The sequence below is a fragment of the Tianxiuia mixotrophica genome (assembly GCF_050596425.1).
Taxonomy (GTDB): Bacteria; Bacillota; Clostridia; order Peptostreptococcales; family Acidaminobacteraceae.
The window spans coordinates 2,589,456-2,604,550 of sequence record NZ_CP192292.1; the positions used below are offsets into that span (position 1 = coordinate 2,589,456).

Annotated in this window: 16 protein-coding genes; 3 read left to right on the plus strand and 13 right to left on the minus strand. The window is 38.1% G+C overall.

The annotated features are described in order from the left end of the window. Positions 1-57 precede the first annotated feature (57 nt). The 8 genes from ACQ4KW_RS11260 to ACQ4KW_RS11295 form a co-directional block, all read right to left on the minus strand. Positions 58-1,362, minus strand: a complete 1,305-nt coding sequence (locus ACQ4KW_RS11260) for a hypothetical protein (RefSeq protein ID WP_430882571.1) — start codon at positions 1,360-1,362, stop codon at positions 58-60. Positions 1,363-1,510: 148 nt separating this feature from the next. Beyond that, complete coding sequence (locus ACQ4KW_RS11265) at positions 1,511-1,684, minus strand: hypothetical protein (RefSeq protein ID WP_430882572.1); 174 nt, start codon at positions 1,682-1,684, stop codon at positions 1,511-1,513. Positions 1,685-1,758: 74 nt separating this feature from the next. Further along, the gene (locus tag ACQ4KW_RS11270; protein ID WP_430882573.1) at positions 1,759-3,855 is read right to left on the minus strand and encodes a prenyltransferase/squalene oxidase repeat-containing protein; all 2,097 of its coding nucleotides are present in this window, start codon (positions 3,853-3,855) and stop codon (positions 1,759-1,761) included. An 85-nt stretch (positions 3,856-3,940) separates the two neighbouring features. Continuing rightward, positions 3,941-4,084 (minus strand): hypothetical protein, encoded by a 144-nt coding sequence (locus ACQ4KW_RS11275; RefSeq protein ID WP_430882574.1) that lies wholly within the window; start codon positions 4,082-4,084, stop codon positions 3,941-3,943. A gap of 107 nt (positions 4,085-4,191) precedes the next feature. Next, positions 4,192-5,604, minus strand: coding sequence for a radical SAM protein (locus ACQ4KW_RS11280; RefSeq protein WP_430882575.1), 1,413 nt, complete (start codon positions 5,602-5,604; stop codon positions 4,192-4,194). A gap of 100 nt (positions 5,605-5,704) precedes the next feature. Next, positions 5,705-5,875, minus strand: a complete 171-nt coding sequence (locus tag ACQ4KW_RS11285) for a hypothetical protein (protein WP_430882576.1) — start codon at positions 5,873-5,875, stop codon at positions 5,705-5,707. A gap of 354 nt (positions 5,876-6,229) precedes the next feature. Then, positions 6,230-6,712, minus strand: coding sequence for a DMT family transporter (locus ACQ4KW_RS11290; protein ID WP_430882577.1), 483 nt, complete (start codon positions 6,710-6,712; stop codon positions 6,230-6,232). Between the two features lie 19 nt (positions 6,713-6,731). Continuing rightward, positions 6,732-7,157: a DMT family transporter gene (locus ACQ4KW_RS11295; RefSeq protein WP_430882578.1), complete on the minus strand. Its 426-nt coding sequence runs from the start codon at positions 7,155-7,157 to the stop codon at positions 6,732-6,734. Between the two features lie 250 nt (positions 7,158-7,407). On the opposite strand from ACQ4KW_RS11295, the gene ACQ4KW_RS11300 reads away from it, so the two are divergent. Both ACQ4KW_RS11300 and ACQ4KW_RS11305 read left to right on the plus strand, forming a co-directional pair. Beyond that, positions 7,408-9,330 (plus strand): ABC-F family ATP-binding cassette domain-containing protein, encoded by a 1,923-nt coding sequence (locus ACQ4KW_RS11300; protein WP_430882579.1) that lies wholly within the window; start codon positions 7,408-7,410, stop codon positions 9,328-9,330. Positions 9,331-9,368: 38 nt separating this feature from the next. Beyond that, positions 9,369-9,821: a YaiI/YqxD family protein gene (locus ACQ4KW_RS11305; protein ID WP_430882580.1), complete on the plus strand. Its 453-nt coding sequence runs from the start codon at positions 9,369-9,371 to the stop codon at positions 9,819-9,821. 87 nt (positions 9,822-9,908) lie between these two features. Here ACQ4KW_RS11305 and ACQ4KW_RS11310 read toward each other — a convergent pair whose 3' ends face one another. Next, complete coding sequence (locus tag ACQ4KW_RS11310) at positions 9,909-10,412, minus strand: hypothetical protein (protein WP_430882581.1); 504 nt, start codon at positions 10,410-10,412, stop codon at positions 9,909-9,911. Between the two features lie 243 nt (positions 10,413-10,655). Further along, positions 10,656-11,189 carry a hypothetical protein gene (locus tag ACQ4KW_RS11315; protein WP_430882582.1) on the minus strand — a complete coding sequence of 178 codons (534 nt, stop codon included), beginning with the start codon at positions 11,187-11,189 and terminating at the stop codon, positions 10,656-10,658. Positions 11,190-11,620: 431 nt separating this feature from the next. Here ACQ4KW_RS11315 and ACQ4KW_RS11320 point away from each other — a divergent pair, with 431 nt between their 5' ends. After that, positions 11,621-12,685, plus strand: coding sequence for an HD-GYP domain-containing protein (locus tag ACQ4KW_RS11320; protein WP_430882583.1), 1,065 nt, complete (start codon positions 11,621-11,623; stop codon positions 12,683-12,685). Positions 12,686-12,776: 91 nt separating this feature from the next. Here the strand turns inward: ACQ4KW_RS11320 and ACQ4KW_RS11325 are convergent, their stop codons facing one another. The 3 genes from ACQ4KW_RS11325 to ACQ4KW_RS11335 all read right to left on the minus strand — a co-directional run bounded on the left by ACQ4KW_RS11325 (position 12,777) and on the right by ACQ4KW_RS11335 (position 14,973). Then, the gene (locus ACQ4KW_RS11325; protein WP_430882584.1) at positions 12,777-13,136 is read right to left on the minus strand and encodes an arsenate reductase family protein; all 360 of its coding nucleotides are present in this window, start codon (positions 13,134-13,136) and stop codon (positions 12,777-12,779) included. A gap of 87 nt (positions 13,137-13,223) precedes the next feature. Next, a complete protein-coding gene (locus ACQ4KW_RS11330; protein ID WP_430882585.1) occupies positions 13,224-14,360 on the minus strand; it encodes an aldo/keto reductase in 1,137 nt (378 codons plus the stop codon). 175 nt (positions 14,361-14,535) lie between these two features. Next, positions 14,536-14,973, minus strand: a complete 438-nt coding sequence (locus ACQ4KW_RS11335; protein ID WP_430882586.1) for an RrF2 family transcriptional regulator — start codon at positions 14,971-14,973, stop codon at positions 14,536-14,538. Between the last annotated feature and the right edge of the window lie 122 nt (positions 14,974-15,095).

Here is a 15,095-nt window from a genome sequence, read left to right on the forward strand (position 1 = left end):
TAAAACGATTCATTTTAAACATGCCTATTTTATTTAATGCTTCTATGTAAAATTTGATCACTCATTATGCAAACGTCCTAAGAAAAGTACTCCTAGAGATGAAACGGCTTTTCCAATCATCCTAACTATTAATATGAATGTCAGAATAAACAAAGCATGATCTTTTAAAAGTTCAACCAGACCCAAGCCAAAGGTCTGCCAGTTAAACTGACTGTGCATGACTTGTTTGAACTGAATCACCTCTGTAACAAGTACGGGTATGTTTTCTATAGATGTTATTAAGGCAATTGTCAGTATGTAAATAAAGAAAAGAAAGAACACCGAACTGGCTCCAACATAAGCGTAAAAAACATTTTTAATCTTCGGCTTCAGGCCAGTATAATATGCTTTTTGAATCTCACTTTTAGATTTTGAAATCTTACGAATGATCTTGTCTTTAAAAAAGTCCAACGTGACATCATGTAAATTGGTGATGCCAGTCAAATCACTAAACAACCAATAACCATCCATCTTTAAGAATGGATTGAAATTATATGTCATACCAATAAAACGTATGGCTGTTCCAATCAATATCACTTTATTTTCAAGTGCCATTGATACAAGCGTCAAAATGCTCAGGAATACCATTTCAAAATATAGACCACCGACATCTACAAGGGCTCTTTGTTTGCTTTTTAGATTCCAAACTCTTGAAACATCAGCATATAGGACCGGCATGGTCATATAAAATGCAAACCCTATATGTCCTGGTGCCATTTTATATTTAAGGCATGCTCCAACATGACCAAGTTCATGTAAATAACCTGAAGCCAACATGATCAAAATGAGTGTGAACCAGTCCTTCCCCCTTACGAGGGCTATGCTTTGTAAAAACTCAGGCTGAACCAGTAAATACATGATATAGACGACCACAGGAATGCAAAACAAGGTCACACTTACTATGACACTTTTATGAAATGGTATGGCCAGAAATGTCATTTTTCTCAGAAGGCCTTCTGGAATTATTGGAACTTGAAACCAGAAATATTTTGATTGCTTTCTGGTCTTATTTCCTATGTTATCTTGGCTCTCACGACCTTGTAACAAGCCTTTTTTAAGCAAATAATGGTCACATATTCGTTCAAGAGCCTCTATGGTAATATCCAGCTGATCATTTTTTGAAAGATCGCGCATGATGTCATCTAGGGTTCGGGTACCATCCATTAAAGAGAGCACTTTATAAAGTTCTTCAGCTATGACCCAGTGACGATCATCACTAGCAAGTATATATTTTATCTCTTCACTTCCATGGTCAAAGGGTTTTAGGCTTGCCTTTTCAATAAGCTTTGGCCTATCCTTTTCTACAGCTGCTTGTGGGCACATAACGTCCTTCCTTATCTTAACTAGAGAGACCACCAATCTTTTACTTCAATTAATAAGAACGTTTAAATATAATCTTTAGATTTATATCTTTAATTATTGATCCTTTGTATTTCTATTGCATAAGGGTGTGCTTATGCTCTTTCATCTATTAAAGAATGAGATTAATGGCACAAGCCCATACTGGACAAATGCCTAAGGAAAGATCAAGTCCACAAGCTCTCGTTGCACCTTTAAATTCTACACGTGCTTCAAGCTCCTCGCTTAGACGTTCGTCCATTCTTTCAATATCTTGTAGGTTTATACTTTTATTTAATGATCTCACGTTGGCCTCCTCTATAATATAATTCTTAATTGTCGCCTCTCTGAATGGTCTCTACTAGTGTAAGAACACTTGTTCTACTTCGTAATTTGGGCACTTTTTACCAAAGCCTTGAGGGCAAGCCCCGTGGTTAAAGTCGCACTTCTGTACTCAATTAGATCAGCAGGTTCAGTTGACAGATTTTTTATTTGAATTTCAGCAAAATCACAGCCGTGCCAGTAACCGTAACTGGTCTGCATCTTTAGTAAATAGGATACCGCCTTCTCAATTTTCGCCTTTGCATCCTCAGCTTTAATTATGTTCATATCAATGGCATCGTTTAAGGCCAGCAGTGCATAGGCGGTCTCTTTTGGATCGCCTTCCCCTTGTCCCCATGATCCAGAAGTGTTTTGGGATTCAAGTATGTACTGAGCAGTTTTAACCATATGATTGTTGGAAGCCTTTAAAGCTTTTGACAACGTGAATATTTTGGAAACGCCCATCATTTGACCTGTATAATAATGATACTTCCAGTATCCCTCCTCATTTTGCTGGCTCATAATCCAAGCATATCCCGCTTCAATAACCTCTTTATAGGTCTTGTCATCAAGTTGATAAAGAGCCTCTAAAAAGGACGCAACAGTCACCACAATAGGCTTTTTATATATGCGCTTAAGCAACATACGAATATAGATGCAGTGCACACTCTTAGAATTTCTTAAAAATTCGTCTTTCTTCTTATTGGTTATCCAGCTTAGTATGGCACCATCTGAGCGTCTATTGTTCGTAAGAATAAAATCAATAACCTCTTGAGCTAATTTCAAAACTTCACGATCTCCCGCTTTTAACGCACAATAAATTACTTCTGCTAGGGTTCCAATGTCTGGTGGGATTTCAGGTGACATAGGAAAATGCCCCCATCCATATTCAGAATAGGCATGTTTGCTTTCAAAAACATATTGCCTTTCCATATTGAATATATGAGTCATATCATCTGGTGCTTCAAAGGCATTTAACTCTGATAAGCCCTCAAGGGTATTTAGCATATAAGTTCTATAATACACATTGCCTGGTATGACCTGTTCTTTGGCCGTGAATCCATAATGATGAAGGAAAGTCCCCCAATGTGTCAATTCGGGATACTGCCGCCTCGCTTGATCAAATAGCCAATGAGATGCCCCTTTTATAGAAGCGTCAATACCAACAGCCCCTGATCCCTTGTCACCAGCCACAGTGTAAGTCCTTTTATTGACCCCCTTTAAGGTTCTAAAATCATAAAGAAGTAAATTGACTCGGTTTTGAAAAGACCTCAGAGCCCTCTGACAGGGTTCATTACCAGATGTTTCAAACAAGGCACATTCAATAACACAATTTGCTTTTAAGAGGTGCTTTTCGTCATATCCATTTGTATAAAGGACTTTCATAATGTCCTTCTCGTGAATCCGATCCACTTCATCAAATATATCTTTATTATCTAAAATGACCTCAGTCAGTATTCTTGTATAACGACCATGCTTCAAATCTCTTTTCCAACATTTCAAATCAAGAAATATCTTGTGCGCTATAAAATAGTGGTCAAGAGCTTTTTCTATTGGGGTCATTTTTTCGTACTTTCCTGTAAGCCCCGCAATAATCGGTATTATAATTTTTGAGTATGCATTGAGACCGATAGCAATTTTATTAAAAGATTCATCGTCATATGCTTGTGTTAATTTCCCTTTTCTTGCATTCGCCAAATGGAATCCTTCAATCATTTGACTTGTGTATTTATCAAGGCTCTCCCAAAATATACTCATGGCTTTTTTATCAAGTATTTTCTCAAGAGCCATCAATCCCTTTATTTGCTGTTGATTTAAAACGAAGGCCTTCTCTGTTGCGGTGTCTTTCTCGCCTTCATAGTGGACATTCAGAAAATGTCGAAAAGGCTCAATGATTTTCGTCGCTATTTCTGAAACAGTCATCAAGGTATCATTATCTAAATAACCAAAGCTATTGGCTATTAAGTAAACGTAGGTTATATAATAGTGAAGTTCTTTGACATCATAATCATTCACATGAGGATATGATGCCTTCCAGGTGTTTAGGTCTTGCTCACGCTTTTTAACCAAACTTTTATGAGTGGCAATAATATGCTTTAGGGTATCGCTTTCAAATACTTCTATTAGTCTAGAAACATCACTGTCTAATCTTTGCATAAAGACCTCCTGATATATAGTGAATATAGAAACGAATAACTTTAAATCTTATTTGGTTGAGTTTGCTTAGTTGTTTGCTACAGTATTACTTTTGTCCACCGCATGCATTAGCCACTGCATTGGCTGCACAAGCAGAAATTTTATTAGACATTTCTTTACGGCCCTCAAGTTCTACCATGAGTCTTTCGTCCACTTTTGCGATTTCGATTGATTTGTTTACTGACTTCATATTAAATCCTCCTTTATATGTATAAACCCTTATCATGGTCCTTTTGTTTTTGTTTTTCATTTTTTGTTTTTCGTTATTCGTTTCTATAGAACACCCATACTTAATTACTATCTATTTTTAAAAGCTGTATAAGTTGCTGGTATCACTTGATCAAAAACTTCTTTAAAAGCATCACAATACGGTGCGTTAATATCATTTTCTGTGACTTCAGCATGGGCTGGACAGCCTCCTCCGCAATAAAGTGCATAAGGGCACCGGCTGCACTTATCAATATTTTGTGGCTGGCGCGTCTGCCAATTTTTATAATTCTCATTAAGGTTTAGACCGCTTTCTGTCAAACGACCAATCACTTGATTCTTCTTGCCCACCGTATCCCAACACGGATAGACATCACCGTAAGGATCGAAGACAAGCATGCCGTTGACTGCCCCGCAATATGATGATTTGAACATGGCATAATCCCCAGTTTTTAGAGCATATTCAAAACGTCCTATTAACTCTGAAGCCACACCTGTCATCTCTGGTTTGACAAGATTTCTAATATCAGCTTTGTCATTTTGCATTTTCCCGTGACTGGATTTTCTCAGTTCATAGAGATATTTAGATATATCACTATCTCTCAGGGGACTTTCATGAGTGCTATAACACCCGTGAACCGCTTTGAAATAGTTTCTAAAATTCTTGTTCTTATCCCAGCCGTTGCCCTCTATAATTTTTAATATATGGGGGATCTCATGAATGTTTTCATGGTCTATATTGGATCTTAGATTACATATGGCCTCTTTACTGAGAATTTCATCAACAGCCTTGATTGTTTGAGCATAAGTATCGGTTTTATCTCTATGTTTCCTGCGCATATTGTGGGTCTCTTTTTTACCATCCAGTGTGAGCTGAAATTCTACTATGCCATTTGGACCAATATGCTTTTTAAAGACATCCAGGTCATAACCATTAGTAACTGCAAGAACTTTTAGGTTTCTTTTCTGAGCTTTTTCAACTATGATGTCAATTATGTCCCTATTTTCTTCTAGGAGGGGCTCACCACCATATAGATTAATCTCCTGGATTTTCTGACCCTGGTTATGAAGGCTGTCTATAACTTCAAATATCTTTTGAATATCACTTTCATGAATCACCCGCTCCATAAAACCCTGTCCCTTACTATGAAGGTTGAGCTCATAACAGTATGGACATCTATAATTACAGTTGTAGGTCGGCATAATGGTAATATGCATGGTCTTTGTTTCTATTTCTTTGAATGCATTTGCCACTTTCTTAAATCCGTCCACTTCTTCTTCAAGACTCTTCTCAGTGATGTAACCTCTATCAATAAGCGCTTGTTTGTATTCGGGAGGGATTTTACTTAGTCTATCTGTTAGAATAAAGTCATCCTTTTCTTCCGGATTAATCAAGTCAGCAATTTCTGGCCCAACTTCATCTACGGCTCCTGTACAACCATTCATAATCAAATACTCTCCATCACCCAGTTCATAGACAAGATTGTATAGACTTTTTCTCATAAACAACTCCTTTACTGTTTTCAAGCAACAAAAAACAGACACCCTGTACTTGTGTACAATCGTGTCTGCCAGTGTTCTGGTAAGACCACCAATATGTAAATTAATAAGCTTGATCGCGTTTTCGTATTTGGAAATCCATTTGAAGCTTGCCCTTATGATTATTAATTTCGATCCTAAAATAATCAATACAATTCTCTTTTTCTGAACAGGTGAGCACTTCCTCTAAGAAGTCATCAAGTACCCTTCTAATTTTAACTTTCTTATCTTCCATAGTTTTTTGTCCCCTTTATATATATATATTCCCTTAACTGTCATTTATATGATTTGTAATGGAACCTAATTGGACATATGTTACTTTTGTGTAATGATTGTACCATCGTTTAAATACACAGTCAATTAAATAATCATCCGTTTGTGTCATTTCACGGTCTATTTGTGTAATTTTATGCTTTATCTTCGAATTCCATCAAACCACATTGGTTACGATATGCCCAAACGGTTAAGTTATCTAGTCCGGCAGACCATATATTTTAGTCTGTCAGACAACTTGTTTCGTCGCAGTCAAACCTATTCGACATTTTATCCCATGATACATACAGTGAATTTTGCATAAAAAAACAACTGCCTATGCTTCATGCATAACAGTTGCTTTAATAGGGGGCTCTATTTCTTTTTCATCCATTTTATCAATATATATATTGTAGGCCATACCCATAAGCACCAAAGCCCCACCGATAAACTTCATTTTATCCACAGTTCCGAATTGAAAGTAATCAATTGTGAGTCCTGCTATGATCTGTCCAATGAAGAATAGGAGTGTTGCATACACGGCTGGAATTTTAGGAATAACCACATTGGAACTTGCAACTATAAGAGCGCCTACGAAACCGCCCCCGTAAGCCCAGAGTGGTATGACCGATAAAGTGTCCGCTTGAAGCAAGCTCATATCACCAAAGGCCAGCATCAATAGACCAATGCCACTAAGGCCTGCTATATAATTGACCAGGGCACTTTGAAATATACCCACACGTTTTGCAAGGTTGGCGTTGGTTATCATTGAAAGAATAACAAACACGCCACTGATGGTTGCCAGAAAAATTGAAAACATAGTCTTCCTCCTTGTATTCTTAGCCCGTTACAGTCATCAAGACAATGCCCATGGAAACAATCGAGAATCCAATTATTTTTTTGGGGTTCATTTTGGTCTGCTTCATTCCAAAGAGGCCGAAATGGTCCACTATTGCAGAAAATATCATTTGTCCAAAAAGACCTAAGGTCAGAGTCATTGTTGCGCCTATTTGAACAAAGCAGTAACTGTTAAAGAGAATGAGCAACACACCAAATAGACCGCCCACCAAGAGCTTTTTGGGCAAGGACCTGTTAATTCTCCATGTCTCTTGGCGAAGAAGAAGAATCAATCCAACCGAGAGAATACCCACAATATGAATTAGAAAGCCTGAAACGAATCCATCCAAGTAGGCGTTCAGTGTTCCGTTTAAAAAAACCATAAAGGCAATGAGCATACCAACTATTATTGCTGAACCTTTATACATTACATCTCCTCATTTCTATGAAGCCTTATAAGGGCTCTGCATCCTTTTGAGCACTTATCGTCTCATGTCTTACTATAATTAAAGTCTAGCAGAGTCACATAAATCACAGCATGACATATGTCATGTTTCCTGCTTAACTTTACAAATCATAGTATATGTATGCTAATTTTCTTTGAAGAACTGTGAATTATGTTAAAATGGTTTAGTATGAGCGACTTACAAGCGCTTCATGTAAAGAAAGGATGATAACATGCACGTATTAACATTAGAGAACATTGCCAAATCATATAGTGATAAAACACTTTTTGACGATATAAATTTTAGCATTAATGACACAGATAAAATTGGACTCATAGGCGTCAATGGCACTGGAAAGTCAACTTTACTCAAAATCATTGCTGGCGTTGAATACCCTGATACAGGGCAAATTCTGACCATGAAAAACATACGCATTGGCTACCTGTCCCAGTCACCAGACTTTGATCTTGACGCCACAGTTATTGAACAGGTCTTCCAAGGTGACTCTGATATACTCCAGCTTGTAAGAGACTACGAAACCGTGACGGAGGATCTTGAAAAAACGCCTGATGACAAGACACTTATAGACAAGCAACTTGATCTTATGAATAAAATGAATGCTAAAAATGCCTGGGAACTTGAAAGTCAGGTTAAAATGGTCCTGACAAAACTTGGCGTTCATGATTTCAAAGCCAAGATTGGAACCCTCAGTGGTGGTCAGAAAAAAAGGGTGGCCTTGGCCCAAGCCCTTATCACCCCATGTGATCTTCTTATTCTCGATGAACCAACAAACCACATGGACAATGAAACCATAGACTGGATGGAAAGCTATTTAAAACAAAGAAAGGGCGCCCTTATCATGATCACCCATGACAGGTACTTCCTTGACAATGTTTCAAATAAGACCATTGAGCTGGATCATGGCGACCTCTTTTCTTATGATGGCAACTACACCCTCTTTGTTGAGAAGAAAATTGAACGTCAGCAAATGGCTGAGTCCATGGAAAGAAAACGACAAAATCTATACCGTCAAGAGTTGGCATGGATTAAGCGTGGGGCTAAAGCTCGTTCCACTAAGCAAAAGGCTAGAATACAGCGTTTCGAATCCCTGCAAGAAGAAAGTTACCTTCGACAGGATGGCGAAGTGGAAATTTCAGTGGCTCACTCCCGCCTGGGTAAAAAAGTCATTGAGCTTCAAAACATATGTAAATCATTTGATGATAAAAAAATTATTGATGACTTTTCATACACCCTACTGCCCGATGACCGCATAGGCATCGTTGGAAAAAATGGTGCCGGCAAATCCACCTTGCTTAATCTCATCACAGGGAAACTAAGACCTGATTCAGGAAGTATAGACATCGGTTCAACGGTTAAAATAGGATATTTCTCACAGGAATCAGAAGCCCTTGATGAATCCATGCGGGCTATAGAGTTCATTCGAGAGTTTGGAGAGAACGTTACAACTTCAGATGGAACAAAAATCACAGCCGGACAAATGATGGAACGCTTTCTCTTTGACAAGGACTTGCAGTGGACCTATATCAACCGACTTTCCGGTGGCGAAAAACGCAGACTCTATTTACTAAGCATTCTAATGCAAGCCCCTAATATCCTTATTTTAGACGAACCGACAAACGATTTGGATATTGATACCCTAAAGGTTTTGGAAATGTACTTGGATGAGTTTCGTGGTGCTGTTATTTCAGTCTCTCACGATAGATACTTTCTTGATAGAACCTGCCAAAGAATTTTTGCTTTCACAGGCGGAGGCCATGTTCAGGAACACACTGGAAACTATTCTGATTATGCCGCTTATAAAAAAGAAATGGAAGATGAAACCAATAAGCAAGCCCCAGCCATGGATAAAAGCAAAGTCTCCCGACCTGAAGAGGACTCAACAAGTCATAAAAAAGTTAAGTTCTCATACAATGAACAACGGGAGTTTGCAATGATTGAAGAAGAAATCGAAAGTCTGGAATCAAAGCTTTCAAAGATTGATGCTGAAATGGCCACTGTATCTACGGATTTTGTTCGCCTAGGCGAACTCACCACCCAGAAGGATGAGATTGAAGAAGCTCTACTTGAAAAAATGGAACGCTTTGAGTACCTTTCTGATCTCAATGACCAGATAATGGCCCAGAAAAAGAAATAGAGGATTCATAGCTAATTGATATTTAATGGAGGCTAATTTTGAAGATTTTCATAGACGCTGACGGATGCCCTGTTGTTAAGAATACTATACGAATTGGTATAAAGTATGGTCTGAAACTGATTGTTGTGAAAAATCATGCAGTCCATATTGAAAACACCCATCCTGAACATGTTGAGGTTGTTACTGTGGATAAGTCCAGGGACAGTGCCGACTACTATATAGCCAATAGACTTTCACCTGGAGATCTTGTTGTGACCCAGGACTATGGACTGGCGGCCATGGTTATGTCAAAGCACGGACTTGCCATCAATCAAAACGGTATGGTCTACTCAACTAGTAACATTGACCTGCTTCTAGATCGTCGCCATATGAACCAGGAAATGCGCAGAAAGCATAAGAAGCACACAAGTAAATTTAAAAAACGCACTCAAAAGGATAACGAAAACTTTGAAAATGCGCTTATTGATTTTATTAAAGGCCACAAGGCATAAACCCCTCCACCATTCATAAAACCCCCTCGATAATTATATTCGAGGGGGTTTATGTCTAGATTGATCTTATGATTGTCTTTAATGCGCCTAAGATAAAAATGCATAAATCATGGCTGCCACAGCTATAACGCCTAGAACCATAATCAGTTTTGCTCCAAAGCCATCATTTTCACTCGGCTCGTCATCCTCGAGTTCGAAATCCATTTCATCAAACTCCTGCTCTAAAGTTTCTGCGGCACCGCCAGCTTTAGCAGACATGGCAAAAACCTGATGAATGACAGAAAGACCAGTTTGATACTGAACTTTTGGTACATATATAAGGGTCTTTTCCCCATCTTCACGAAGTTCCACAGGAATTTGGAATTGCTTCATAATCTCACGAACTTGTTCCCCCTGTTGCATGGATTCAAGTTCAGTCAACATTTGCCACTCAAACCCTCCCAGCTTTATAAATGCACCTGTCTGGTTTTCTTCTTGCGGCTTGTCCTTAACGGCCTCAAATTCTTCAGCCGATACAAGCGGTTTTCCGCAATCACTACACAATTCAATATGATCTTCATATTCGTACTGACACGATGGACAATATTTCATAGTTGGCCCCCTAAATATTATTATTTGAGCGACTTGCAAAATATCATTCATTAATTCTCGTCATGCCATATGTCATGCCAAATATAGATATTTTAAAATATAAATTCTATATATGAAATAAGGAGAATGTGGGTCTGAAATTTTGCAAACGCCTGATATATGTATTGTATTTTATTAGCACAAGCATAGAGCCGACAGATTATAAAACATCGTCAGCTGTTGCATGTTGCCTGACTTTCACATTTAAATCAAATTTCGATCCCTTAAATCCGGATCCATTTCTGGAACGGGAAATTGGGTTCTTTTAACATAGGCATAAACTTGGACTTGAAGCATGACCCATATGGGCCGAACCATGGTCAAACATAAGGCTATACCTTGCAAAACGGGTGCACAGCCACAAAAATGAATGTGTCCCTGTTCAATGACTAACCAAATGTGCAGTGGCACAAAAAGCCACCCAATGGTTAAGAATGAGTATATTAAGGTCTCTTTGAAATACATACGGGTAATGGTTGTGCTGATTCTTAAGTCATTAACAAGCTTTGACTCGCTTGATGCTGCAACTTGAATAAAGTGATAGGGTGTCAGCAGTAGATAAATCATGCCCAAGAGCACTGTGCTTGTTAAGGCCCGTGTGATCAAATCATCAATGTATAAAATTGTTATAAAATAAGCAAGACTAGGAAGAAGAATAAGAACAAAGACCGTTAAGTTTGATTTTAGCCCCCTAAGAGTCCTCCCCTTCGTTTTTTCAAGGCCCAATCTAAAAGTCATTCGCCCAGACTTCACAATCTCTTGACAATATGCTATGAAACCCTGATGCATTCTGATTATACCAATGAGCAATATGTACTGAAATAAGAACACGAAAAAAAGCAAGTATACTGGAAAAAACTGAACAATCCAGTACGCATGCTGCAACATGGTTATAAATATCAATTCGCATCCTGTTAGTAATATTGATATTAGTAACATTGCCAACAAGTTATGCTTATAATACCTAAAACAGTTTTTTAATGACGTCTTCCACCCGAAAACCACTAAAACGCCCCCTTAAATCACCCTCACATTATAACACAGATTGGATATATTAAGAATAATCTTATATTTAAAAGACCCTAATCCAAAATTTTCAATGGTATTTATACTCTTAACATAGTAAAATAGTAATTGGGAAATATTATGGGATAAGGTGGAGAATTTTTATGAAAATGGTCATGATTGAAGACTTAAAAGCAGGCATGATCCTTGCTGAGCCTGTTATTGGAAATTTTGAACTAATCTATGCGAATTCCGATGAAACCATAACAGAACAAATGATAGAAGGCTTCGAAAGACTCAATGTGGCTTACGTTTTTATCAAAGACGATGTTCCAACCACTGAAGTTGACACCATAAGCCAAGAGCTAACTGGTGAAATGCTTATGGCTAGTGAAAACTATGGTGAAATGCTTGATATGATGCGCCATGTTTTTTCCGATTTTCAATTTTTAGATAAGAAGGTTCTTGATAAGGTCAAAACACCAATGGACGACTTGATTAACAGTGTTTCCAAAAACACTGGAATCTTACTTAAGTTAAAGCGTCTTTACCTGAAGGATGAATACTCTTTAACCCATAGTGTCCATGTCTGTCTTCTTTCAGCCATGATTGCCAAGTGGAATGGCCTGGGCAAAAAAGATATTCAAAGCATCGCCCTTGCCGGTCTTTTTCACGATTTGGGTAAAAGTAAAATTCCTGATGATATACTTAACAAACCTGGCGATTTGGAACCCCATGAGTTCAGTGTCATGAAACGTCATTCTGAACTTGGCTACAAGATCGCAAGGAGTCAAGATGTCTTTGAAAAAGATGTTCTTAGAGGGATTATTGAGCACCACGAGCGCCTCGATGGAAGCGGGTATCCATTTGGACTCAAGAAGGATCAAATCCATCCCTATGCGCAGATAATCGCCATAGCTGACGTCTATGACGCAATGACCACTGAGCGAAGTTATAAAAATAGTGAGTCCCCTTTTGTTGCGGTTGAAGTCATTAAAGACCTCTCTTACAAAAACCACCTTCACCCAGGGCTTGTCAATCGTTTTCTAAAAAACATTTACAGACTTTATATCGGGTCTGAAGTTGTTCTTTCAAATGGTCTCTCCGGTGAAATTGTATATATTAATAAGTTTGCTCCTGAAAGACCTCTGATTCGTCTTGATAACATGGATTTTATAGACTTGTACACGAGATCAGATGTGAAAATTAAGAATTTCAAAATAGCATAATTCTTACATGATTTATCTACAATAAAAATCCGCTTTAGTCCCGTCCAACTGTACGGCACTAAAGCGGATTTATTTTTTTTATGAGATATGATTATCCATTTAAGGTGTCATGCCATTCCGATTCTTTGAATCCAACCAGAATGAAATCATCAGAGACCAGGATCGGTCTTTTAACAAGCATGCCATCAGATGCCAAGAGTTGTAAAAGTTCTTCATCTGTAGATTCCTTGATTCTGTCTTTTAAACCCATCTCTCTATACAGTCGACCACTCGTATTAAAGAATTTCTTGATGGGGTAACCAGATCTTTCATACCACTCTTGCAGCTCTTCGTATGTAGGTGCATCCTCAACAATGTGTTTTTTCTCGACTTCAATTTCATTGATGCTTAACCAGTTGGCAGCTTTTCGACAAGTACCACATTTAGGATAGTGTACAAATAATAACTTCATTGAATCACCTCTTGTTTATACTCTTTTTCTCTATATAAATCATTGCTATGCAATGCATTAGCCCTTCTAATCTCTTAGAAAAACATTTTACTCAAAGATCTCAACAACCTTTTCCATTGTGTCAATAATAGCTATGTGCTGAGGACAGGCTTTTTCACAAGCACCGCACTGGGTACAGTTTGATGCATGTCCTTCTTTTCGAATAAAGTTCTCATAGAACACTTTATGGCCTGCAAGGTCATTGAAAATATGCGCGTTATTATACATGCCAAATATTTTAGGGATTTCAACCCCAAACGAACAAGGCATACAATAAGCACACTGGGTACAGTTAACTTGAATCCGACTTTTGTAAATACTAGAGACTTCATCAATAGTGGCTAGTTCTTCTGTTGACAATTGGTTTGGAAGAGCTGATTTTGCTGTATCAATATTTTCCCTAAGCTCCTTTTCATTTCCCATACCACTTAGGACAACATGAACCTCCGGCATATTCATGACATAGCGTAGGGCCCAGTCTGCTGGTTTTCTGTCTGACCATTTGGATGACGCCCAGACATCTTTAATATCAGAAGGAATATTTCTAACGATATTGCCTCCACGAAGAGGTTCCATTATTACAATGCCCAAATCTCTTTCAGCTGCATAGTGAAGACCCTCCAGACCTGCTTGATAGTCTGTGTCAATGTAGTTTAGCTGTATTTGACAGAAAGACCAGTCATAGGCGTCCACAATTTCTTTAAAAAGTGGCAACTTGTCATGAAAGGAAAAGCCAATATGCTTGACACGACCGTCTGCCTTTATTTTATCTAAGAATTTAAATAGCCCCAAGTTCGTTAAATTGGTCCAGTATTTGTCATTTAAAGTATGTACCAGATAAAAATCTATGTAATCTGTTTCAAGCTTTTCAAGCTGCTTATTCAAATAGTCGTCCATATCTTCTTCTTTTTCGATAAGCCAACTTGGCAGTTTTGTCGCTAAATGAACTTTTTCGCGGTATCCGTCTTTTAAAGCCTTGGCAACCAGCGGTTCACTCATTTCTCCATGGTAGCCCCACGCTGTATCAATATATGTTACTCCGGAATCTATGCTGCTACGAATGAGCTGAACAGCCTTGTCTTGATCGATGTTTTTTGTATCCTCGCCAATAATTGGCAAACGCATACATCCAAACCCTAGTAATGATACAGACTCGCCTGTTTTACCAAACTTCCTCATTTGCATAGTGTCACGTCCTCTCAAATACTATTAAATCCTATTCCCCCGAAAAAAACAAACACGCCCGAATGACTATAACAAGCCTAAAAGCTAAGACTTTAGACTTATTATCATTACGAAATCTAAATGAATACTAAAAAAACAAAAGCACCGGTTGTTGCTACCGATGCTAGAATAAGTATTACTTTTGCAGGATCTGAGTCAAGCTATCACTCGACTTTAGAAGCATTTCAAAGTCTACCTTAACCATTTCGTCATTAATCATAGATTGAATTCTTCCTAACTCATGATGAATAGCGCAGTGCTCAGTTCTATTCAAATTGCATGACTCGGGTGTCTCAAGACAACGATTAATATAAACTGGTCCATCAATTGCGACAATAACATCGTGCATATTAATATCTATTGGCGCTCGACTAATGGCATAGCCACCTTGAACACCTCTAAATGATTTAACCACACCAGCTTTTGTCAACTTTCTGAGTATCTTCAGTGCAAATCTCTGCGGGACATTTTCTTCTGTTGCAATCGATTTTGCATCTAAGCGCACGCCTTCACCTCTACGGGCTAGTGCAAGAACGATCCGCATTGCGTAATCCGCTTCTTGAGTTATTCTCATAAATACACCTCAATTAAATACGATTTAAGTCTATTATAAATATATGATAATTCTTACCCCCGATATTGTCAAGGTAAAACAGGATATACGCGTTGATATTACTATTATCGAGATAAACAAGT